General features: G+C 67.7%; 20 protein-coding genes. 9 read left to right on the forward strand and 11 right to left on the reverse strand.

Features of this window, described 5'->3' with window-relative positions; all coding sequences use genetic code 11:
- Nucleotides 1–144: 144 nt before the first annotated feature.
- Nucleotides 145–1,273, forward strand: a protein-coding gene (gene prfB, locus AC5JCN_RS26620) for a peptide chain release factor 2 (RefSeq protein WP_495758176.1) whose coding sequence is annotated in 2 segments (ribosomal slippage) — nt 145–213 and nt 215–1,273 — 1,128 coding nt in all. Because the reading frame shifts where the segments join, the coding sequence is not laid out codon by codon here.
- A 104-nt stretch (nt 1,274–1,377) separates the two neighbouring features.
- On the opposite strand, the gene AC5JCN_RS26625 is transcribed toward prfB, so the two are convergent.
- Entirely contained in the window at nt 1,378–3,192 is a 1,815-nt protein-coding gene (locus AC5JCN_RS26625) for a potassium/proton antiporter (RefSeq protein WP_495758177.1), read from the reverse strand.
- Nucleotides 3,193–3,296: 104 nt separating this feature from the next.
- Between AC5JCN_RS26625 and coaD the strand changes: the two genes are divergently transcribed.
- The 7 genes from coaD (at nt 3,297) to AC5JCN_RS26660 (ending at nt 8,507) form a co-directional block, all read left to right on the forward strand.
- Entirely contained in the window at nt 3,297–3,812 is a 516-nt protein-coding gene (gene coaD, locus AC5JCN_RS26630) for a pantetheine-phosphate adenylyltransferase (RefSeq protein ID WP_495758178.1), read from the forward strand.
- Nucleotides 3,813–3,844: 32 nt separating this feature from the next.
- A complete protein-coding gene (locus AC5JCN_RS26635; RefSeq protein WP_495758179.1) occupies nt 3,845–4,402 on the forward strand; it encodes a peptidylprolyl isomerase in 558 nt (185 codons plus the stop codon).
- A 41-nt stretch (nt 4,403–4,443) separates the two neighbouring features.
- The gene (locus AC5JCN_RS26640; RefSeq protein WP_495758180.1) at nt 4,444–4,911 is read left to right on the forward strand and encodes a peptidylprolyl isomerase; all 468 of its coding nucleotides are present in this window, start codon (nt 4,444–4,446) and stop codon (nt 4,909–4,911) included.
- 270 nt (nt 4,912–5,181) lie between these two features.
- A complete protein-coding gene (gene queA, locus AC5JCN_RS26645; protein WP_495758181.1) occupies nt 5,182–6,282 on the forward strand; it encodes a tRNA preQ1(34) S-adenosylmethionine ribosyltransferase-isomerase QueA in 1,101 nt (366 codons plus the stop codon).
- A complete protein-coding gene (tgt, locus tag AC5JCN_RS26650; protein WP_495758182.1) occupies nt 6,279–7,424 on the forward strand; it encodes a tRNA guanosine(34) transglycosylase Tgt in 1,146 nt (381 codons plus the stop codon). The genes queA and tgt overlap by 4 nt, the downstream gene beginning before the upstream one ends.
- 314 nt (nt 7,425–7,738) lie before the next feature.
- A complete protein-coding gene (locus AC5JCN_RS26655) occupies nt 7,739–8,125 on the forward strand; it encodes a HesB/IscA family protein (protein ID WP_495758183.1) in 387 nt (128 codons plus the stop codon).
- A gap of 7 nt (nt 8,126–8,132) precedes the next feature.
- Entirely contained in the window at nt 8,133–8,507 is a 375-nt protein-coding gene (locus AC5JCN_RS26660) for a TfoX/Sxy family protein (RefSeq protein WP_495758184.1), read from the forward strand.
- On the opposite strand, the gene AC5JCN_RS26665 is transcribed toward AC5JCN_RS26660, so the two are convergent.
- Both AC5JCN_RS26665 and AC5JCN_RS26670 read right to left on the reverse strand, forming a co-directional pair.
- Nucleotides 8,489–9,547 (reverse strand): GGDEF domain-containing protein, encoded by a 1,059-nt coding sequence (locus tag AC5JCN_RS26665; RefSeq protein WP_495758185.1) that lies wholly within the window; start codon nt 9,545–9,547, stop codon nt 8,489–8,491. The two genes, AC5JCN_RS26660 and AC5JCN_RS26665, sit on opposite strands and share 19 nt — an antisense overlap.
- 83 nt (nt 9,548–9,630) lie before the next feature.
- Entirely contained in the window at nt 9,631–11,085 is a 1,455-nt protein-coding gene (locus AC5JCN_RS26670; RefSeq protein WP_495758186.1) for a DEAD/DEAH box helicase, read from the reverse strand.
- 192 nt (nt 11,086–11,277) lie between these two features.
- Here AC5JCN_RS26670 and AC5JCN_RS26675 point away from each other — a divergent pair, with 192 nt between their 5' ends.
- A complete protein-coding gene (locus AC5JCN_RS26675) occupies nt 11,278–11,973 on the forward strand; it encodes an alpha/beta fold hydrolase (RefSeq protein ID WP_495758187.1) in 696 nt (231 codons plus the stop codon).
- A 6-nt stretch (nt 11,974–11,979) separates the two neighbouring features.
- On the opposite strand, the gene AC5JCN_RS26680 is transcribed toward AC5JCN_RS26675, so the two are convergent.
- From AC5JCN_RS26680 to glnA, 8 genes are all read right to left on the reverse strand, one after another.
- Nucleotides 11,980–12,225: a hypothetical protein gene (locus AC5JCN_RS26680; RefSeq protein ID WP_495758188.1), complete on the reverse strand. Its 246-nt coding sequence runs from the start codon at nt 12,223–12,225 to the stop codon at nt 11,980–11,982.
- A gap of 54 nt (nt 12,226–12,279) precedes the next feature.
- A complete protein-coding gene (locus tag AC5JCN_RS26685; protein ID WP_495758189.1) occupies nt 12,280–12,840 on the reverse strand; it encodes a cytochrome b in 561 nt (186 codons plus the stop codon).
- A 109-nt stretch (nt 12,841–12,949) separates the two neighbouring features.
- Nucleotides 12,950–15,019 carry a DNA topoisomerase IV subunit B gene (gene parE / locus AC5JCN_RS26690; RefSeq protein ID WP_495758190.1) on the reverse strand — a complete coding sequence of 690 codons (2,070 nt, stop codon included), beginning with the start codon at nt 15,017–15,019 and terminating at the stop codon, nt 12,950–12,952.
- Between the two features lie 128 nt (nt 15,020–15,147).
- Nucleotides 15,148–16,356 (reverse strand): FtsX-like permease family protein, encoded by a 1,209-nt coding sequence (locus AC5JCN_RS26695; RefSeq protein WP_495758191.1) that lies wholly within the window; start codon nt 16,354–16,356, stop codon nt 15,148–15,150.
- Nucleotides 16,353–17,060, reverse strand: coding sequence for an ABC transporter ATP-binding protein (locus AC5JCN_RS26700; protein WP_495758192.1), 708 nt, complete (start codon nt 17,058–17,060; stop codon nt 16,353–16,355). The genes AC5JCN_RS26695 and AC5JCN_RS26700 overlap by 4 nt, the downstream gene beginning before the upstream one ends.
- Nucleotides 17,038–17,520 carry a hypothetical protein gene (locus tag AC5JCN_RS26705; protein WP_495758193.1) on the reverse strand — a complete coding sequence of 161 codons (483 nt, stop codon included), beginning with the start codon at nt 17,518–17,520 and terminating at the stop codon, nt 17,038–17,040. The genes AC5JCN_RS26700 and AC5JCN_RS26705 overlap by 23 nt, the downstream gene beginning before the upstream one ends.
- A complete protein-coding gene (locus AC5JCN_RS26710) occupies nt 17,495–19,252 on the reverse strand; it encodes an alkaline phosphatase (RefSeq protein ID WP_495758194.1) in 1,758 nt (585 codons plus the stop codon). The genes AC5JCN_RS26705 and AC5JCN_RS26710 overlap by 26 nt, the downstream gene beginning before the upstream one ends.
- 226 nt (nt 19,253–19,478) lie before the next feature.
- On the reverse strand, nt 19,479–20,888 hold the full coding sequence (glnA, locus tag AC5JCN_RS26715) for a type I glutamate--ammonia ligase (RefSeq protein WP_495758195.1): 1,410 nt from the start codon (nt 20,886–20,888) through the stop codon (nt 19,479–19,481).
- Between the last annotated feature and the right edge of the window lie 58 nt (nt 20,889–20,946).

Raw genomic sequence — 20,946 nt, forward strand, 5'->3', positions numbered from 1 at the left:
CGGCGCGTGCAGGAGAGGTGAGGGGATCGTCAGGGGTGGGGAGCCCCCACCCCCCTTTGACACCGCCCCCCGCCCTCGCTATCTCCCGTCTCCCGCGTCGAGGGCTCACTCCCTCCCGCCCGCACATACAAAAGAGACCCCGAGATGCGCGCCGAGATTGAAGCGCTCGTCGATGCCGCCAAGCAGTCCGTGGGACTGCTGAGGAGGCATCTTTGACGTCGATGCTGCCACACGACGCCTGGCGGAGCTGAACGCCCGCTCCGAGGATCCCACGCTCTGGAACGACCCAGAGGCCGCACAGAAGCTGATGCGCGAGCGCACCGACCTGGAGGACCAGCTCGGCGCCATCGCGCGGCTGGAGCGCGACCTCGAGGATGCCATCACCTTCATCGAGCTCGGCGATGCCGAGGGAGATACCGCGGCCGTGGCCGAGGGGGAGGCGGGCATCCGCGCCGTGCAGGCCGAGGCGGCCCGCCGGCAGGTGGAGACGCTGCTGTCGGGCGAGGCCGACGGCAACGACGCCTATCTCGAGGTGCATGCCGGGGCCGGCGGCACCGAGAGCCAGGACTGGGCGCAGATGCTGGCGCGCATGTATACGCGCTGGGCAGAGCGCCGCGGCTACAAGGTCGAGCTCATCGAGGAGCAGGACGGCGAGGAGGCCGGCATCAAGGGCGCCACGCTCCTGATCAAGGGCCACAACGCCTATGGCTGGTCGAAGACGGAGAGCGGCGTGCACCGGCTGGTGCGCATCTCGCCCTTCGATTCCAACGCAAGGCGGCACACCAGCTTCGCCTCCGTCTGGGTGTACCCGGTGATCGACGACCGCATCCAGATCGACGTGAAGGAGAGCGACTGCCGCATCGACACCTATCGCTCGTCCGGCGCCGGCGGCCAGCACGTGAACACGACGGATTCGGCGGTGCGCATCACGCACCTTCCCACCGGCATCGTCGTCGCCTGCCAGCAGGAGCGCTCGCAGCACAAGAACCGCGCCAAGGCGTGGGACATGCTGCGCGCCCGCCTTTACGAGCGCGAGCTGCAGATCCGCGAGGAAAAGGCGAGCGCCGAGGCGGCCTCCAAGACCGACATCGGCTGGGGCCACCAGATCCGCTCCTACGTGTTGCAGCCCTACCAGCTGGTGAAGGACCTGCGCACCGGCGCCACCTCCACAAGCCCTGGCGACGTGCTCGACGGCGAGCTCGACCCCTTCATGGAAGCCGCACTGGCCCAGCGCGTCTATGGCGGCGAGGTCGAGGTGGAGGACGTGGAGTAGAGCAGGGCGGGACCGAAAAACGCGCGGTCCGGAGCGCGGGTCTTCAGACCCGCTCTTGCGGGCCTGAAGCGTGTCCGAAGACGCGCGGTCCGGGGCGAACGGACCTAGGCCCGCCGCAGCTGCTTCAGCCCGGCGCTGAGGGCAGCGGTCAGGCGGGGCCACAGGCCGGCGGGAGGCGGGGCCGCGCCGGCGGCTTCCGCGCTCTCGGGCTCGGCTTCCAGCACCAGCCCGGCCAGCCGCACGCGGTCGTCGACGACGTCGTGGGCGATCAGCGTGGCCGCGCCGAGGTCGATCCGGTCCCCCTCCTGCGGCACGCCGTCGAGGCGCTCGGCGAAGAGGTCGGCGATGCTCTGCGTCGCTTCGCCAGAGCCCGCGTCCAGCCCGTAGAGGAGCGCGACCTCGCCGACCTTCAGGTTGGCGTCGAAGGGGAACTCGGGCAGCGGTTCCGGCGCAGCGGGCGAGCCGTCCACCGCGAAGAAGCGGTCGAGCCGGCCCAGGCGCCGGGTGGGGGCGAGGAAATAGGCGTAGTCGCGCGGCACGAGGGCGCCGGCCTCGCTCGCCTGCATCACCTCGCCGTTGCGCACCACCAGAACCGGCTTCACCCAGGGCGGCAGGGCGCGGTGGCGGGCGGCGGCGCTGTTGACCAGCACCGGATAGCCGACGAGCTCCGAATCGAGCTGGCCTGGCAGGTCGAGGTCGATGCGCTGCACCTCCGGCGCGGGGTCGCGCAATGCCACGCCGAGGCGCCGTGCCGCCGCCGGCACGCTCCAGCCCTGCACGACCAGCGACACGACGACGACGACGAAGGCGACGTTGAAGAACGTGTCGGACCCCGGCAGCCCAGCCAGCACCGGGATGGTGGCGAGGAAGATGCTGACGCCGCCACGCAGCCCCACCCAGGAGACGAAGGTCATCTCCCGGCGCGAGAAGCCGAAGGGCGCCAGCGATGCGAAGACGGCGGCAGGCCGCCCGACGAAGATGAGAAAGAGCGCCAGCGCCGTCGCCGGTAGCAGCAGAGGCACGAGCTTGGACGGCGTCACCAGCAGGCCCAGCAGCGTGAACATGACGATCTGGCACAGCCACGTGGCGGCGTCGTGGAAGGAGACGATGCTCGCATAGGCGCGCAGCGGCCGGTTGCCCAGCACGAGCCCGGCCACGTAGACGCACAGGAAGCCGCTCGCCCCCGCCATCTGGGTGAAGGCGAAGAGCACGACGGCACAGGCGATCACGAACACCGGGTGCAGCCCGGAGGGCAGGGTCAGCCGGTTCAGCGCCAGGGTCATCATCATGCCGCCGCCGACGCCGAGCACGAGGCCGAGCAGGACCTCGAACACGATCTCTCCGGCGATCTGCGCGGAGGATCCGCTGCCTGTGGTTCCGAGCGCGAGCTCCACGAGGATGACGGTCAGGAGCACGGCGAAGGGGTCGTTCGTGCTCGATTCGACCTCCAGCATGGCGCCGACGCGCCGCTTCAGCTGTAGCCCGCCAGAGCGCAGGAGGAAGAACACGACGGCCGCGTCGGTCGAGGCCACGATCGCGCCGACGAGCAAAGCGGGCAGCCAGTCGAGGCGCAGCAGCAGGGCGGTGGCGGCGCCAGTGAGGCCGGCCGTGATCGCCACGCCGACGGAGGCGAGCAGCCCGGCCGGCGCCAGCACGGCGCGGACCATGGCGAAGCGGGTGCGCAGCCCGCCGTCGAAGAGGATGATGGCGAGCGCGGCGGAGCCGACCATGTAGGTCATGCCGTAATTGCCGAAGGAGACGGCGCCCGGCCCGTCTTCGCCGGCCAGCATGCCGACGCCCAGGAAGACGAGCAGCAGCGGCACCCCAAAGCGGGATGCGAGCAGGCTCGACAGGATGCCGAGCAGGACGAGCGCGCTTCCGAAGAGCAGCGCAGCGTGGGCGTGGAACAGGGCCTCCATGCCATCAGTATCGACGCAATCGGCGGGTCCGGCCAGCCCGCGCCCCCCGGCCGCGTCCGGCGCGGCTTGTCGCAGCGTTGCGGAAGGCTTAAAGCCCTTGGCCCATGTCGACGCCAGCGCCCCGCACGGCCTTCTATGCCGGGTCCTTCGATCCCGTGACCAACGGGCATCTGGACGTGGTTCGTCACGCCTGCCGTCTCGTCGACAGGCTGGTGGTGGCGATCGGCGTTCACCCCGGCAAGGCGCCGCTCTTCACCGCCGAGGAGCGCGCGGAGATGATCCGCGACGAGTTCGGCCGGCTGGCGCGGGAGGCGGGGGCGTCTCTCGACGTCGTGACGTTCGACGACCTCGCCGTCAGCGCGGCGCGCCGGGCCGGAGCCACCATCTTCATCCGCGGCCTGCGCGACGGCACCGACCTCGACTACGAGATGCAGCTCGCCGGGATGAACGAAGCCATGGCGCCCGAGATCCAAACGGTTTTCCTGCCGGCCTCGCCCATGGTCCGGCCCATCACGGCCACGCTCGTCCGCCAGATCGCCGCGATGGGCGGCGATGTCGGCCGCTTCGTACCCGCCACAGTCGCACAACGCCTGGCGCACCGTTTCCCGCCAAGGGCGTGAGCCTCGCCAGAACACACTATCCAGGAGGATCCATGCTGCGCTTCATGATGCTCGCCGCCGCCCTGTGTGCCGGCCTCACCCTCGCCGCGCCGGGCGCGCGCGCCCAGACCAAGGAGGATGCCCAGAACACGGTCGTCCTGACGACGAAGGACGGCCCGATCACCATCCGGCTGCGTCCCGACCTGGCGCCCAAGCACGTGGCGCAGATCAAGACGCTGGTGAAGAAGGGCTTCTACAACGGCGTCGTCTTCCACCGTGTCATCGACGGCTTCATGGCGCAGACCGGCGATCCCACAGGCACCGGCATGGGCGGCTCGGACCTGCCCGACATCCCGGCCGAGTTCACCAAGACGCCGTTCAAGCGCGGTACCGTGGGCATGGCCCGTTCGCAGGACCCCAATTCCGCGAACTCCCAGTTCTTCATCTGCTTCGGCGACGCGTCCTTCCTGAACGGAAAGTACACGGTCATCGGCGAGGTCGTGTCCGGCATGGACGTGGTGGACAAGATCAAGAAGGGCGATCAGGCCGACAACGGCTCGGTCAAGAATCCCGACAAGATCATCTCGATGAAGCTCGCCGCCGGCCAGTGAGGCCGGCGCTCCCCCATCCGGAACGCCGCAAGGAGATGACCATGGCGACACCCGAGAACACCCTCATCCTCGAGACGAGCAAAGGCCGCGTCGTCATCGAGCTCCTGCCCGAAGTGGCGCCGAACCATGTCGCGCGCATCCGCGAACTGGCCAACTCGCAGTTCTATGACGGCGTGGTCTTCCACCGTGTCATCGACGGCTTCATGGCCCAGGGTGGGGATCCCACCGGTACCGGCATGGGCGGCTCCAAGCTCCCCAACCTGAAGGCCGAGTTTAACACCGAGCCGCACGTGCGCGGCGTGTGCTCGATGGCCCGTTCGCAGAACCCCGACAGCGCCAACTCGCAGTTCTTCATCTGCTTCGATGACGCCCGCTTCCTCGACCGCCAGTACACGGTGTGGGGCCGCGTGACCGAGGGCATGGAGAACGTCGACCAGTTCAAGCGCGGCGAGCCCGTGCGCGATCCCGACAGGATCGTCACGGCCCGCACCGCCGACCAGGCGGCCTGAGACGGAAAACGACGTCAGACCGGCCGGTCCCGAGGGGCCGGCCGATCCTTTCAATGTCGACGTTCTGAAATGACGCCCGTCCCTGCAAGCCCAGGCTCGCGTTGCAAACGCACTCCAGGAAAGGCAACCCGAGCAGACAGCAGCGAATGCGGGACGGCAAGCGGGTATTCGTCAGATGGTTGAAAATATACCCATTGTTGAAAGAATTGAGTGTCCGTAATGAGCGGCATAATTGCTTGTAGTTGCCGCGGTTGAGTTGATGCGCGCATCATGAACGTGGATCTTTTCGACTTCGACCTTCCGGAAGACCGAATCGCCCTCAGGCCTGCCCAGCCGCGGGACAGCGCAAAGCTGCTCGTCGTCGATCCCCGGGCATTGCCCATGCTGCGCGACCGCGTCGTGCGCGACCTTCCCGGCCTGCTGGCACCCGGCGACCTCCTCGTCGTCAATGACACCCGCGTCATCCCGGCCCGCCTGTCCGGCGTGCGCCGCAGGGGGGAGACCGTCGCGCACATCGAGGCCACGCTGCACCTGCGTGAGGCGCCGGACCGCTGGCGCGCCTTCGTGCGTCCGGCAAAGCGGCTCGCGGTGGGCGACCGCATCGCCTTCGGCCAGGAGACGGAGAGCATGGCGTGCCTGCTCGCTGGCCTCGACGCCGAGGTGATGGAGCGCGGTGAGGGGGGCGAGGTGCTGCTGCGCTTCGACCTCTCCGGCCCGGCGCTGGACGAGGCGATCGCCCTGCACGGCCACATGCCGCTGCCGCCCTACATCGCCGCCAAGCGGGGGGAGGACGAGGCCGACCGGCGCGACTACCAGACGCTCTTCGCCGAGAAGGACGGTGCCGTCGCCGCGCCCACGGCCGGACTGCACTTCACGCCCGAGTTGATGCAGAGACTTGCTGAGCGCGGCATCGGCACCGCCCGTGTCACACTGCATGTGGGAGCGGGGACCTTCCTGCCGGTGAAGGCGGAGGACACTCGCGATCACCGCATGCACTCCGAGTGGGGCGAGGTGTCGCCCGCAACGTCACGGGCCATCGCGGCGGCGCGCGCCGGGGGAGGGCGGATCGTCTCGGTCGGCACAACCTCGCTGCGGCTGCTGGAAAGCGCCGCGCAGCCGGACGGCACCGTCCCGCCCTGGCAGGGCACGACGGACATCTTCATCACGCCCGGCTACCGCTTCAGGGTCGTGGACGCGCTCATAACCAACTTCCACCTGCCGCGCTCGACGCTCTTCATGCTGGTCTCGGCCTTCTCCGGACTGGAGACCATGAAGGCCGCCTATGCGCACGCTATCGAGGAGGGGTACCGGTTCTACTCGTACGGGGATGCGAGCTTGCTGTTTCCGTCAGTGGAGGGCAGCGCCCGATGAACCGTGATTCCACCGAAGACCGGTTCACCTTCGCCGTCCACGCCACTGACGGTCGCGCACGCACGGGCGCGATCTCCATGCCGCGCGGGACGGTCCGCACGCCGGCCTTCATGCCGGTCGGGACGGCGGGTACGGTGAAGGCGATGTACCCGCAGCAGGTGCGCGAGCTGGGCGCCGACATCGTGCTGGGCAACACCTACCACCTGATGCTGCGGCCGGGTGCCGAGCGGGTGGCGCGGCTCGGCGGGCTGCACCGGATGATGAACTGGCCGCACCCGATCCTGACGGATTCCGGCGGATTTCAGGTGATGTCGCTCGCCCAGTTGCGCAAGCTGAACGAGCGGGGCGTGACGTTCCAGAGCCATGTCGACGGATCGAAGCACGACCTTACGCCCGAGCGCTCCATCGAGATCCAGGGCCTGCTCGGCTCCGACATCCAGATGCAGCTCGACGAATGCGTGCGCCTGCCCTGCTCCGACGAGGAGGCCGAGCGCGCCATGCAGCTTTCGCTGCGCTGGGCGGAGCGCTGCAAGACTGCTTTCGGAGACCAGCCGGGCAAGGCCATGTTCGGCATCGTGCAGGGTGGTGCCGTCGAGCGGCTGCGGGTTGAGAGCGCCCGGGCGCTGACGGACATGGACCTGAAAGGCTACGCCATCGGCGGGCTGGCGGTCGGCGAGCCGCAGGATGTGATGCTCGCCATGATAGAGGCCGTGGAGCCGCATCTCCCGAAGGAGAAGCCGCGCTACCTGATGGGTGTCGGCACGCCCGACGACATCGTGGAATCCGTGCGGCGCGGCGTCGACATGTTCGACTGCGTCATGCCGACCCGCGCCGGCCGGCACGGCCTGGCCTACACGCGCTTTGGCAAGGTGAACCTGCGCAATGCCCGCCATGTCGACGACACGCGCCCGCTCGACCCGGAGTCGTCCTGCCCGGCAGCGCGCGACTACAGCCGCGCCTATCTCCACCATCTCGTGAAGGCAGGCGAGATCCTCGGAATGATGCTGCTGACCTGGGTGAACCTGGCCTACTACCAGGACCTCACGGCCGGGCTGCGGGCCGCCATTGCCGAAGCTCGGCTGGAGGACCATGTGGCGGGCGTGAAGGAGGGGTGGACGAGGGGAGACGTGCCGGCGGTCTGAGCAACGCTCATTGCTTGTCATCCCCGGCGCGCTGCAGGCGCGGGAAGAAAGGCCAGCTTTTTTGCCCGCTCCCGACGTGGAGCGCGCAAGCGCCCGGACCTCCCCTGGATCCCTTCCCTCCGCCTCTGCGCGGCTCCGCCCGGGGATGACGGCGGCGGCTCGCCCAACCCTCTTCCGCCGTCCGGCTTCGTGGCCATGCGTCAGGTGTGATACGGACTGGTGTAACGCGCCCTTCACACCGATGCTTTCATTGTTATGTTAGGCACATCGCTTCGCACGGGCCTTGAACCCGCTTGCCGAGGAGACTTGAAACGATGGGTTCCCTGTTTGCCTCGCTGAAGGTGGTGTCGATCACCGATGCAGCGGCAGAGCGTGTGAAGGCGCTCGTGGCCGGCGCTGACCGGCCGGTGGTCGGCCTCAGGGTCGGTGTCCGCAATGGCGGATGCGCCGGCATGTCCTACACGATGGAACTGGCGGACGACGTGAAGCCCGGCGACGAGGTCGTCGAGGACAAGGGCGCGACGGTGCTGATCGATGCACGGGCCGTGCTCTTCCTGCTCGGCACCGAGATGGACTTCCAGACGACGAAGCTCGCCTCGCAGTTCGTCTTCAACAACCCGAACCAGACCTCGGCCTGCGGCTGCGGCGAGTCGGTGGCGATCACGCCCGCCGCGCAGCCAGAGCACGCCTCCGCGCACTGACACCGGCATGGACCGGGTCGCGCTGGAAGATCTCCTCGCGCCGGCAAGGCCTTTCGCCATCAAGCGCATGTTTGGCGGCCACGGCATCTTTGACGGTGACGCGATGATCGCGCTGGAGTCCGGCGGGACGATCTACCTTAAAGCGGACGAGATTTCTGCGCCGGCCTTCGAGGAGCGGGGCTGCGAGGTCTTCAGCTACGGCACGCGCAAGGGCGAGCGCCGGTCGATCGGCACCTACCGCCGGCTGCCGGAGGACGCGTTCGACGATCCCGACGTGATGCGCGAGTGGTTTGCCATGGCCCGGGCTGCCGCGGCGAGGATCGCCCTGGCCCGGGCAGCGCCGCGAAGGCGGCAGCCGAAGGGTCAGGCCACTTCGGGGTAGGTGTCGGCGATCTCGGATTCGATGACGCACTTGTTGCGTCCGGTCCGCTTGGCCTCCAGCAGGCAGCGGTCGGCGCGCTCCAGCAGCAAGGCCGCGGTGTCGCCCCCGGAGAAGCTGGCGATGCCGATGGACACCGTCAGGCGGCCCAGCGCCTCGCCGGTCGAACGCTTCACCAGCTCGCGGCTCATCACCGTCTGCCGGATGCGCTCGGCCACCAGGTGGCCGCCCTTCAGCGTCGAGCGCGGCAGCACGATCGCGAACTCCTCGCCGCCGAAGCGGCCGGCCGTGTCATGCGGGCGCACGGCGCCCTTGATCGACATGGCCACCAGCCTGAGCACCTGGTCGCCCGTCAGGTGACCCCAGGTGTCGTTGAACTCCTTGAACTTGTCGACGTCGATCATCAGGACCGTCAGGCTCTCGCCCGACACGGCGGCATGGTCGACGGCCTGGAGCAGCGTACGGTCGAGGTGCTTGCGGTTGGCGAGCGTCGTCAGCGGGTCGATCAGCGACTCGGTACGGATCGCCTCGAGGGTCTCGCGCAGGTCCTGGACCTCGTTGCGCGTCTCGCGCAGCCGCCCTTCCAGTGTCTGGTTGGTGGCCAGCGTCTCGCGCGTGGCGGTGACCAGCCGGACGACGATCTCCCGAACGCGCTGCAGGTCGACATCATGCTTCAGGTCGGCGCTGATCGCCTCGAGCGACTGGCCGTACTGGCGCGTCGAACCCGCGGCGAGATCGAGCATCTCCATGACGACGTCCATCTCGGCAAGCAGCGAATTGCCGGACTTCTCGGCCTGATGCGCGAAACGGTTCGGGGCGAGATACTTGCCGTGGATCTCGTCGATCTGCTCGACCGTCAGCACCTGGCCGCCGGCCAGCATCTCGGTCACGCTCTTGCTGAGCGCGGTGTTCTCGCCGGAGAAGTGGACGAAAAAGACTTCATAGGCCCGCGGCGACGGCTCGATGCCGTTCGTCCGCAGGTGCTGGAAGACGCGTTCGCCAATCTCCGCCCGAAATTCGGTCCGGCTGTTGTCGCTCGTCACGTCGCGCCCTCACCTTCAGTTCGGGCGAAACATAACCTCTTGGCGTTAATGCAGCTCTAATGCCGCACTGGCTGCAAGTGGAATTATCGAATGCGAACCGGACGCAGCAGAAATGACGGAACGTGATCCGCAAAACCCACGACCGGAGCCTCCTCCCGCTCCTCCCGCCGGCGTGGCGGAGGCGGAGCGCTGCGGACAGGCGAGGGCGCGGGGGCAGCTGCGGCGGCGGGTGCCTCGGCGGCTTTCTCGCGTGCCGGTGCAGGGCGATCCCGGCGTGGCGCCGGCCTTTCGGAGGAAGCGGGTCGGCGGGATTCACCCGTGCTTTCCGGGGTCCCTCTGTCGCGCCCGCCGGGCCGGCTGCGACGCTCGCCGCTGCGCGCCGAACGGCGGGGCGCGTCGGATTCCTCTGCAACTTCCGGCGGTCCCTGCCACTCGACGCTATTTCCGATCATGTGCTCGATGGCGGAAAGCGACTTGGTGTCCTCAGACGTCACGAGCGTGAAAGCCGTCCCCTTCTTCCCCGCGCGGCCGGTGCGGCCGATGCGGTGGACATAGTCCTCCGCATGGTGCGGGACGTCGAAGTTGAAGACGTGGCTGACGTCGGGAATGTCGAGGCCGCGCGCGGCGACGTCGCTGGCTACGAGCAGCTGAGTCGTGCCGTTCCGGAAACCCTCAAGCGCGGCCATACGGGCCCGCTGGTCCATGTCGCCGTGAAGGGCGGCCACGTTGAACTTGTGCCGCTCAAGCGACTTGTAGAGCACCTGAACGTCGCGCTTCCGGTTGCAGAAGATGATCGCGTTCTTGAAGTCGTCGCTGCTGCGGATCAGGTTGCGGAGAACCTCGCGCTTGGCGGCGGGGTCACGACCGGCGGCAATGAGTCGCTGCGTGATCGTGGATGCCGCGCTGGCCTGCCGTGCAACCTCCACCTTTGCGGGGTTGTGCAGGAACGTGTCGGTGAGGCGCTGGATCTCCGGCGGCATTGTCGCTGAGAAGAACAGCGTCTGCCTGGTGAAGGGCACCAGCCGGCAGATGCGCTCGATGTCGGGAATGAAGCCCATGTCCAGCATGCGATCGGCCTCGTCGATGACGAGGATCTCGATTCCGGTCAGCAGCAGCTTGCCGCGCTCGAAGTGGTCGAGCAGACGGCCCGGCGTCGCGATCAGGACATCGACGCCGCGTGTGATCTTGGCGTCCTGGTCCCCGAAGGAGACGCCGCCAATCAGGAGAGCCACGTTCAGGCGCTGCTGCACGCCGTAGCGGTTGAAGCTTTCCTCCACCTGCGCCGCGAGTTCGCGGGTCGGCTCCAGGATGAGCGTGCGGGGCATGCGGGCCCGGGCGCGTCCCTGCTCGAGCAGGGTCAGCATGGGCAGCGTGAAGGCCGCCGTCTTGCCGGTGCCCGTCTGGGCGATGCCGAGAACGTCCCGCCGTTCGAGAACGAGGGGAATGGCCTGCGCCTGGATGGGGGTGGGTTCCGTGTAGCCCGAGGCGGTAACCGCATCGAGCACCTTCTGGCTCAAGCCAAGTTCAGAGAAATTCATGTTGAAGCCGCCTCTTGCCGCGGCGAATGACGCGTCTGCGCGTTAGGGAAGGGCGGACCGGGCCAACGCGTCAGCGGCCACCGGAAACCGGCCTTTGGATTACGGCAGATACATAAGGAGAATCGGCGGGCTGTCAATTGTGAAGGCTCCGAAAAGCGCCATAACCGTCGAAGTCGCAAAGGAAAAACAAAGGTGACACCGCAGCTGCTCCTGATACCCGGCCTTGCCTGCGACGGGAGACTCTTCGCCGGACAGATCGAAGCACTTTCTGGACTGGCAGATGTAACCGTGGCGGACTGCACGCGCGACGAAACAATCTCCAGCATGGCCGCCCGCATCCTCGCAGGAGCACCCGACCGCTTCGCTCTCGCGGGGCTTTCCATGGGCGGCTATGTCTGCTTCGAGATCATGCGCCTTGCACCACACCGTGTGACCCGCCTGTGCGTCATGGATACGACGGCGCGGCCCGACACGGAGGACGCGACACAGCGGCGCATGAAGATGATCGCACTGGCGCGTGAAGGAAGGCTCGACACCATTCACGACGAGACCCTTCCGCGGCTGCTTCACCCGTCCAACGCCGCCGACCCGGCTCTGGGCGCGACGATCCGCGCCATGCTGGAGGGCACGGGCGCGGCAGCCTATGAGCGCCAGCAGCGCGCCATCATCGGCCGCATGGATTCCCGGACGGCGCTGGAGCACGTCGCCGTGCCGACCCTGGTCATCGTGGGTGAGGCGGACGCCATTACGCCGCCCGCGATGGCTCGGGAAATGGCCGAGATCATCCCGGGCGCGCGGCTCGCCGTCATTTCCGGCGCTGGCCACCTTTCGACGCTGGAGCAGCCGGGCGCAGTGACGCGCGAACTGGAGGTGTGGCTGCGGGCTTAGGGCCGGTCAGTCGCCCCGCCGCAGGGGAAGCACGATCGTCCCCGTCGTCTCCGGCTCATCCGCGCGCTCCGCGGCTGCAACCGCGAGAGGCCCGGCTCCGGCCGGAGCAGGTCCGGCAAGCCACGCCTCGACGAGCGGCCTGAGCGGCGCGTCCGGACTGTGCAGGAGCCCTGCCGCCGCGAGGGCTCCGGCAGCGCCGATCGTCGCCGCAGCGAGCGTGATGGCGAGAGACCCCGTGGGTCTGAGCGGCATGGCGTGGTGGTCCAGCGGGACGGACGGCCCCGCCGGAGCATCGTCCCGGCGGCCTTAACGCTGCGTTGCGGTGCGGGGCGGCATCATGCGCATCAGCACCCCGTCCTTCAGGACGTAGTGGTGAAAGAGGGCCACGAGCGCGTGCGCGCCGGCCAGCAGCACGAGCGCCCATGCGGCGAGTTCGTGCACCTCCTTCACCGACCGCGCCAGGGGCCTGTTTGCCTCCATCAGCGGCGGGATCGAGAACAGGCCGAAGTCGAAGCCCTGGCCCCGCAGGACCGACAAGGCAATGCCGATGACGGGAACGGCGACCATGAGCACGTAGAGGGCGACATGGCCCAGGAAGGCGAGCCTGGCAGCGACTGTGCCCTCGCCGACGGCAGCCGGCGGCGGCACCGCCTGCCGCCATGCGAGGCGCAGGAGCGCAAGCACGACGATCGCGACGCCCGCATCCTTGTGGATCAGGACGATCCCATCCTCCCATTCGTGCGGGAACGCGTCGACGGACAGTCCAAGCGCGAAGACGAAGACGATCAGCAGCGCCACCAGCCAGTGAAGCAGGCGGGCGACGGCGCCGTAGCGTGCGGGGGATGCGGAGATGTCGTCAGTGTTCATGATGTGGCCGCTCTCGTTTCTTCACCACCACATGTCACACAGCCAGCTGACGCCAACCTGACCGTCGTTCATCCGTGTTTGAGCCTGGGTTACCCGCAGCAAGTCGCGCTCAGATATCCACGAGGTCCGTTGCGAAGGCAGCCCTTGCCTGGATGAAGGCAAAGCGAGCCTCGGGCTTGTTGCCCATCAGCCGCTCGACTGCGTCGCCCGTGTCGGCGCGCTCCTCGGGCACGATGCGGACCTGGAGCAAAGTGCGCTTGCGCGGGTCCATCGTCGTATCCTTGAGCTGAGCCGGCATCATCTCGCCCAGGCCCTTGAAGCGGCCGAGCTCGACGTTGGACTTGCCCTTGAAGACGGTGCGGATCAGCTCGTCCTTGTGCCTGTCGTCGCGCGCATAGACCGTCGTGCCACCATGCGTCAGGCGGTAGAGCGGCGGGATCGCCAGATAAAGGTGCCCGCCATCGATGAGCTTCGGCATCTGGCGGTAGAAATAGGTGATCAGCAGCGAGGCGATGTGGGCGCCGTCGACGTCGGCGTCCGTCATGATCACGACCTTCTCGTAGCGCAGATCCTCCTCGCGATAATGCGAGCCTGTGCCGCACCCCAGAGCCTGGCCGAGATCGGCCAGCTGCTGGTTGGCAACGAGCTTGTCGCGGCTGGAGTTCGCCACGTTGAGGATCTTGCCCCGCAGCGGCAGGACAGCCTGGGTCTGCCGGTCACGGGCCTGCTTGGCAGACCCGCCGGCCGAGTCCCCTTCGACGATGAAGATCTCGGAGCCGGCCGCTCCGGCGGCCGTGCAGTCGGCGAGCTTGCCCGGCAGCCGCAGCTTGCGCACGGCCGTCTTGCGGGCGACTTCCTTCTCTGCTCGCCGGCGCAGCCGCTCCTCGGCGCGGTCCACCGTCCAGTCCAAAAGCTTGGTCGCCTGCGACGGCGAGGCGGCGAGCCAGTGGTCGAAGGCATCGCGCACGGTATTCTCGACGATGCGCGAGGCTTCCAGGGTGGCGAGCTTGTCCTTGGTCTGGCCCTGGAACTCAGGCTCGCGGATGAACACCGACAGCATGGCCGCACAGGTGACCATGATGTCGTCGGTCGTCACCGTGGAGGCGCGCTTGCTCTGACCGATACGCTCTGCGTGGTCTTTCAGGCCGCGCAGCAGCGCGATCCGCAGGCCCTGCTCATGCGTGCCGCCCTCGGGCGTGGGGATCGTGTTGCAGTAGGAGTTGACGAAGCCGTCATCCACGCCGCCCAGCCACGCCACCGCCCATTCCAGCGAGCCATGCCCGCCGGGCTTCTCGATCTTGCCGGAGAAGATCGTCTCGGCGACCAGTTCGCGCCCGTCGATCTCGCGGGCCAGATAGTCCTTGAGACCGGCCGGAAAGCGGAACACCGCCTCGGCCGGAACGCCCTCCTGGCCTTCGAGCAGGGAGGGCGCGCAGGCCCAGCGGATCTCGACACCGCCGAAGAGATAGGCCTTGGAGCGCGCCATCTTGAAGAGGCGCCGCGGGGAGAACCGCGCCTCCTCGCCGAAGATCTGCGCGTCCGGGTGGAAGCGCACCTTCGTGCCCCGCCGGTTGCGGACTTCGCCGAGCCGTTCGAGCGGCCCCTGCGGAACGCCGCGCGAAAAGGTCTGCCGGTAGAGCTGCTGGCCGCGGGCCACCTCGACTTCCAGCAAGTCGGAAAGCGCGTTGACCACCGACACGCCGACGCCGTGAAGACCGCCGGACGTCTCGTAGACCTTGCTGTCGAACTTTCCGCCCGCGTGCAGCGTGGTCATGATGACCTCGAGCGCGGACTTGTCCGGGAACTTGGGGTGCGGGTCGACCGGGATGCCCCGGCCATTGTCGACCACGGTGATCGAGCCGTCCTCGGCCACCTCCACCGAGATGAACGTGGCGTGCCCCGCCACGGCTTCGTCCATCGCGTTGTCGATCACCTCGGCGAAGAGGTGGTGGAGCGCCTTCTCGTCGGTGCCGCCGATATACATGCCCGGCCGGCGGCGGACGGGCTCCAGCCCCTCGAGGACCTCGATGGATGCGGCGGTATAGCCCGCCTCGCCCGGCGTCCCCTGGGGAACGGGGGCGAGGGCGGCGGGCTTTTTCTTCGCCGGCTGCGGCGCCGTCGGTTCCGCGAGCTTGCGCGCAGCCGAACCGTCGCCGAACAGGTCTCCCGAACTCGCCATGCCTCTGCCGCCTCCGAGCCCACCGATTCGATCCGGGCGCAAGTCTACATCACCTCTCCGTTTGACCGGAACGGATCGGAAACGCAAGGGGAGGGGAGGAGGCCTGTGGACGGCCAGCCCGACCCTCGTCAGCGCAGACCCGCAGCGACGTGCTGGCGCCATGCCATCCCGGCCGGGAGCACGGCGAAGACGAGCCCGATACCGACCACGACAATTGCGAGCCAGACGTCTTCCGCTGCAAATTGCACAGGAAGTGCGATGCCGTAGCGCGCACCGAGCGCGGAAGAGGTGATCCAGGTGGCGCAGTAGCCGAGCAGCAATCCCAGCGTGCCGCCGGTGAGAAGGACGATGCCAATCCCGATCCAGATCGTGGAGAAGACGAAAAGCCGCGAGGCTCCGAGTGCCCGCAGGACCGCGATCTCCCGCCTCCGTCCCGCCGTGGCGGCCATCACGGCGACGAGAACCGCCACCAGGACGAGCGCCTGCGTTGCGGTGGTGAGGGCCTGCATGACATCCCTGATGTCGCCCAGAGTGGCGTAGAGGGAGACGAGAACCTCCGCCGGGAAGACGCCCGTACGGTCCGGGCCACGGTTCTGGCCTCTCAAGCGGTAAGCGTCGGACACCGATGCCGCTTTCACCACGATGGCTGGAACGCCACCGGTCGTCTCGGTCCAGGGCTGGCCGATGCGTGCGTCGCCGTCGGGGTGCCCGGACGGCAGCCCGTGCAACTGCCACACGCTCTCGACGGGGACGAGGAGCGCGCCGTCGTAGGGGGTGCCGGTCCTCGGCAGTCGGCCGACCACCATGTGGCCCGCTCCCTCGTGCCTGTGGCCCTCCTCGCCCGCCCGGGGGCCGCTGTGGCCGTGGGACGGCTCGAAGGTGTCACCGAGCGCCAGCGAGATGTCCGCCCCAATCACGGCCTCGTCCGGCGTGGCGAACATCCGGCCCTGCGCCAGTGCGCGTTTTCCTCCGAGCCGGACGAACGCCTCGGTCGTCCCGATCACCGGATGGCCTTTCCACGTATCGCCGAAGGCGAGGGGCGCGTACCAGGCGATCCCGTTGCGCCGGCCGACTTCCGCGAGGATTTCCGGGGGCAGGAGGGGGAGCGCTGCTTCCTGAAGGTAGACCGTGCTCAGCACGAGCTGGGTGGGGCTGCCCGGGGCGCCGATGACGAGATCGAAAGGGTCCGCCGCCCGCGCGCTGCCCTGGCGCAAGGCACGCTCCTGAGCCAGAACCCCGACGCCGATGGCGATTGCGACCGCCACGACCAGCGTGAGCGCAAGTGCGCCGGCCCAGGACCGGCGCAAATGCGCAACGACGAGCACCAGAGGGTTCACGCGGACATCCAGGTCAGGCGTCCGAGTTCAAGGCGTGCCCGGCGCGGCAACCTCGCCAGCAGGTCGGGATCGTGCGAGGCGACGATCAGCGTGGCGTTCCGTTCGGCAGCGGCCTCGATCAGCATACGAGCGACGGTCGCTGCCGAGAGGGCGTCGAGGCTCGCGGTCGGCTCGTCGGCGATCAGGATGTCGGGTTCGCGGACGAGCGCCCGGGCCAGTGCCACACGCTGCTGCTCGCCGCGCGACAGCAACCGTGCCGGCCGGGACTGGTCCGGGATGCCCATCGCCGCCAGCAGCGAGCCGGCCTTCCCGGCCGCGCCGCGCGGCAGCCTCCACTGGTCGAACCGCAGGGGGAGGAGCACGTTCTCCAGCCCCGACAGCTCCGGGACGAGGTGGACGTCCTGGAAGACGAGGCCGACATGGCGCCTTCGCCATTGATCGCGGTTCGCCTCGGCCTGTCCGGATATCTCCCGCCCGTCCCAGACGATGGAACCGGCATCCGGGCGCGAGATGCCGCAGAGCGCATGCAGGAGGGACGTCTTGCCGGCGCCAGACGGGCCCGAAATTCCCAACGCGCCGCCGCGGGGCAAGGCAAAGCTGTCGATCGCGAGTACAGTCTGGCGGGCGGAGCCTCCGGACGGATAGGACAGGCTCAGGCCGGAGACCGTCAGTCCCTCGCGCTCAGACGATCCGGAATGCGGCATCGACCAGCCTGATCTGCGAGACGAAGCCGGTCTCCGGATCCGTCCAGGAGCCCACCTCCAGCGTCCCCGTCACTGCAATCTCGTCCGAGAACCGGGTCGGCCTCGCGGGATCACGCAGATAGATCACCACGATGTCGGTCGGCCAGTCTGCGTCCGACGAGCAGAACGGGCAGATCGACACGGGTTCTCGCGTCAGGACGAAGAACAGGCTCTCCGCCTTGAGCGGTGGTGCCATGTAGCCCTGCATCCGGACATTTTGTCCGCGGGCTGCGAGCAGCGGCGGCGCGAAGCGGAGGCCCAGCACCCCGGACCCCTCGTAGAGGTCGTCGAAACGAAGGACGTTGCCGCCCGCCAAGACCGGAGACGCCGCCCACGAGAGCGCAGCGGCGATCACGGTCCGGCGGCACGGACCGCGATCCGCCGGGGAACGCGTCCTACTTCGACCCGAGGGCGAGCGCATGGGCGATCACCTTGAAGACATCGGTGTTGTCCATGAAGCCCTTCACCATCTCCGAGCCGGGCCCGTAGGCGTTGAGGAGCGAGTCCTCGGCGCTGTGGACGTCGCTGTTGGCCGAGCGCGGCAGGTTGCCTTCGCGGAACACCGCACCCGGCTCCTTTGCATAAAGAGTGTTGGCGACATAGACGCCCTTCTCCTCGCCGGCGACCGTCGGGTTCATCGGGTTCTGGAGCTTCGGCCTGAAGGTCTCATAGTAGTCCGGGAACCCGGCCGAGAACATCGCGATCCGCTTGCTCACGTCGACCCTGCCGGGGTAGCCGTCGGCATCGGGCACGGGATAGTTCGGGTACCCCGCCTCGTTGTAGACGCCGAGCCTGTCGCGCATCGGGGTGTTCACGCCCTGGGCGCTCATGTCGTCGTTCATCACGCCGACGATGCCCACGGGGTGCGTGTGATCGGCGAGGACGAGGATGAGAGTGTCGTTGCGCTGGTCGGCAAACGCCTTGGCGACCCCGACCGCATTGTCGAGCATGATCGTGTCGTACATGGCGCGCTCCATGTCGAGGGCGTGCGTGTATTTGTCGATCAGGCCCGACTCCACCATCAGGAAGAACCCGTTCTCGCTCCGGGAGAGGACCTTCAAAGCGGCGCCGACCTCCTCGGTCAAGTCGGGCTGATCGGGGAACCGCTTCACCGACCCGCCCTTCAGGAAGCGCCGGTCCAGCACCCCGTCGAGATTGCCGAGATTGTAAAGGCCGAGGAGTTTGGTCGCGCCCGGGCCGGCATCTTTCAATTCCGCGGCCGTCGTGGCGACGGCATAGCCGGCGTCGCGGAACTTGCCGACATAGTCCTGCTCGTCGCCGCGCTTTGAACCCGGCGTGCTCTTGGGAAGGAAGTTCGCGGAACCGCCGCCCATCAGCACCTCCGGCTGGAGGGCGAAGAACTGCTGGACGATGACGTCGTACTCGGAGCGCCTGCGGGTGTGGGCGGCGACGCCGGCCGGGGTGGCGTCCTCGATCTCGGTGTTGGTGACGATCCCGAGAGCGAGTCCCTTCCGCTTGGCGATCTCGCCGACCGTCTCGACGCGGGGATCATCCTGCGTGTCCGGTGTGCGGTCGGCATAGACACCGAGCGCGTTGGTGGATGACTTGTGGCCGGTCGTGTACGCCGTCATGGAATTCGCCGAGTCGGTCATCAGCGAGTCGACGCCCGATGTGCCGACCAGGGCCGTCTGGCCGAAATCGTCGATGACGAGCCGCCCCTTGTACTTGCCCTGCGCGATCTGCCGGGACAGCACCCGTGCAGCCACCCTGTGGGCATTCGACATTCCGTCGCCGATGAAGAGGATGACGTTCTTCGCCTTCCGGGGGGAGGGCGTGTCGAAGACCCGCCAGGTCACCGATGCGGAGTTGGTGCCGTCGCCTGCCGATACCGTGACGTCGCCGGGATCTGCCAGGGTGACGCCGCGGAGCACCAGCGCCGACTGATCCTTGCCGCCCTCGCGCTCGACGAACTCGCCCGCCTGCCCGAGGACGTCGGCATAGGGCTTGCCGTTCACCGTGACGGACAGCTTCGAGCGGTCGACAACGACGGGAAACTCGACCTTGAAGTCGAACTTCGCGCCCGACAGGATGTCGGCCCTGTCGATCGGGTAGATCGTCTGTGCCGAGGCTGCGCACGGAACGGCTGCCAAAAGCACGATGGCGAGGCTCGCCCGGTAAGCGGTCGATCGCATGAGACATGTCCTCGGACAGGAGTGATCCGTGAGGTCGCCGTCAGCCGGCACCGGTGGGGACCTTGGGCGAGGAGAATGACACGGGCTTGACGCAATAGGTACGGCGTCGAGCATCCGCTTCCCCTGCAGGTTTCGTCACCTCACATTCGTTTGATGCCGAGGCGTGAGCCTCAAGAAAAAAGGGCGCCCGAAGACGCCCTTTCTCCATCCTCTACGGATGCAGTGCTCAGTACGAGTAGTACATCGAGAACTCGACCGGGTGCGGCGTCATCTCGAACTTCATGACGTCCTGCATCTTCAGCTCGATGTAGCTGTCGATGAAGTCGTCGTTGAAGACGCCGCCGGCCTTCAGGAACGTCCGGTCCTTGTCGAGGCTGGCCAGCGCTTCGCGAAGCGAGCCGCAGACCGTCGGGATCTTCTTCAGCTCGCGCGGGGGCAGGTCGTAGAGGTCCTTGTCCATCGCGGCGCCGGGATCGATCTTGTTCTGGATGCCGTCCAGGCCGGCCATCAGCATCGCGGCGAAGGCAAGATAGGGGTTCGCCATCGGGTCGGGGAAGCGCACCTCGACACGCTTCGCCTTGGGCGAGGACGTGTAGGGGATGCGGCAGGACGCGGAGCGGTTGCGGGCCGAGTAGGCCAGCAGAACCGGGGCCTCGTAGCCCGGGACGAGACGCTTGTAGGAGTTCGTCGACGGGTTGGTGAAGGCGTTCAGCGCCTTGGCGTGCTTGATGATGCCGCCGATGTAATACAGGCACTCCTGCGACAGGTCGGCGTACTTGTTGCCGGCGAAGAGGGGCTTGCCGCCCTTCCAGATCGACTGGTGCACGTGCATGCCCGAGCCGTTGTCGCCGAAGATCGGCTTCGGCATGAACGTCGCCGTCTTGCCGTAGCTCTGGGCAACGTTGTGGATGCAGTACTTGTAGATCTGCATCTGGTCGGCCATCAGCGTCAGCGTGTCGAACTTCATGCCGAGCTCGTGCTGCGCCGAGGCGACCTCGTGGTGGTGCTTCTCCACCTTGACGCCCATGGCGGCCATGGCGGCGAGCATCTCGCCGCGCATGTCCTGGGCGCTGTCCTGCGGGGGAACCGGGAAATAGCCGCCCTTGGTCGCGATACGGTGGCCGAGGTTGCCACCCTCGTACTCGGTGTCGCCATTGATCGGCAGCTCGATCGAGTCGAGCTTGAAGCCCGTGTTGTACGGGTCCGACGAGAAGCGCACGTCGTCGAACACGAAGAACTCGGCCTCGGGGCCGACGAAGATCGTGTCGCCCACGCCCGTGGACTTCAGGTAGGCCTCGGCCTTCTTGGCCATGCCGCGCGGATCGCGCGGATAGGGCTCGCCGGTGGTGGGCTCGAGAACGTCGCAGACGATCGACAGGGTCGAGGCGGCGAAGAACGGGTCCATCGTGGCCGTCTGCGGATCCGGCATGAGCGTCATGTCGGACTCGTTGATGGCCTTCCAGCCGGCGATCGACGACCCGTCGAACATCGTGCCTTCGGCGAAGATGTCCTCGTCGATCATCGACACGTCGAAGGTGACGTGCTGCCACTTGCCGCGCGGATCAGTGAAGCGGAAGTCGACATACTTGATGTCGTTGTCCTTGATCGCCTTCAGGACATCCTTGGCGTTCTTCATCAATCGTCATCCTCTGTGGAGAGTCGGGAAACTCTGGATGGAAATCTCGGGGCGGATC

It is taken from the genome of Alsobacter sp. (assembly GCF_059501845.1).

Coding starts and splice junctions, on each gene's coding strand:
- parE (WP_495758190.1), bottom strand. CDS start 15,019: ATGGCGAGTTCGGGAGACCTGTTCGGCGACGGTTCGGCTGCGCGCAAG.
- coaD (WP_495758178.1), top strand. CDS start 3,297: ATGTCGACGCCAGCGCCCCGCACGGCCTTCTATGCCGGGTCCTTCGAT.
- AC5JCN_RS26655 (WP_495758183.1), top strand. CDS start 7,739: ATGGGTTCCCTGTTTGCCTCGCTGAAGGTGGTGTCGATCACCGATGCA.
- tgt (WP_495758182.1), top strand. CDS start 6,279: ATGAACCGTGATTCCACCGAAGACCGGTTCACCTTCGCCGTCCACGCC.
- AC5JCN_RS26670 (WP_495758186.1), bottom strand. CDS start 11,085: ATGAATTTCTCTGAACTTGGCTTGAGCCAGAAGGTGCTCGATGCGGTT.
- AC5JCN_RS26625 (WP_495758177.1), bottom strand. CDS start 3,192: ATGGAGGCCCTGTTCCACGCCCACGCTGCGCTGCTCTTCGGAAGCGCG.
- AC5JCN_RS26685 (WP_495758189.1), bottom strand. CDS start 12,840: ATGAACACTGACGACATCTCCGCATCCCCCGCACGCTACGGCGCCGTC.
- AC5JCN_RS26710 (WP_495758194.1), bottom strand. CDS start 19,252: ATGCGATCGACCGCTTACCGGGCGAGCCTCGCCATCGTGCTTTTGGCA.
- AC5JCN_RS26705 (WP_495758193.1), bottom strand. CDS start 17,520: ATGCGCTCGCCCTCGGGTCGAAGTAGGACGCGTTCCCCGGCGGATCGC.
- AC5JCN_RS26635 (WP_495758179.1), top strand. CDS start 3,845: ATGCTGCGCTTCATGATGCTCGCCGCCGCCCTGTGTGCCGGCCTCACC.
- AC5JCN_RS26680 (WP_495758188.1), bottom strand. CDS start 12,225: ATGCCGCTCAGACCCACGGGGTCTCTCGCCATCACGCTCGCTGCGGCG.
- queA (WP_495758181.1), top strand. CDS start 5,182: ATGAACGTGGATCTTTTCGACTTCGACCTTCCGGAAGACCGAATCGCC.
- AC5JCN_RS26660 (WP_495758184.1), top strand. CDS start 8,133: ATGGACCGGGTCGCGCTGGAAGATCTCCTCGCGCCGGCAAGGCCTTTC.
- AC5JCN_RS26700 (WP_495758192.1), bottom strand. CDS start 17,060: ATGCCGCATTCCGGATCGTCTGAGCGCGAGGGACTGACGGTCTCCGGC.
- glnA (WP_495758195.1), bottom strand. CDS start 20,888: ATGAAGAACGCCAAGGATGTCCTGAAGGCGATCAAGGACAACGACATC.
- AC5JCN_RS26640 (WP_495758180.1), top strand. CDS start 4,444: ATGGCGACACCCGAGAACACCCTCATCCTCGAGACGAGCAAAGGCCGC.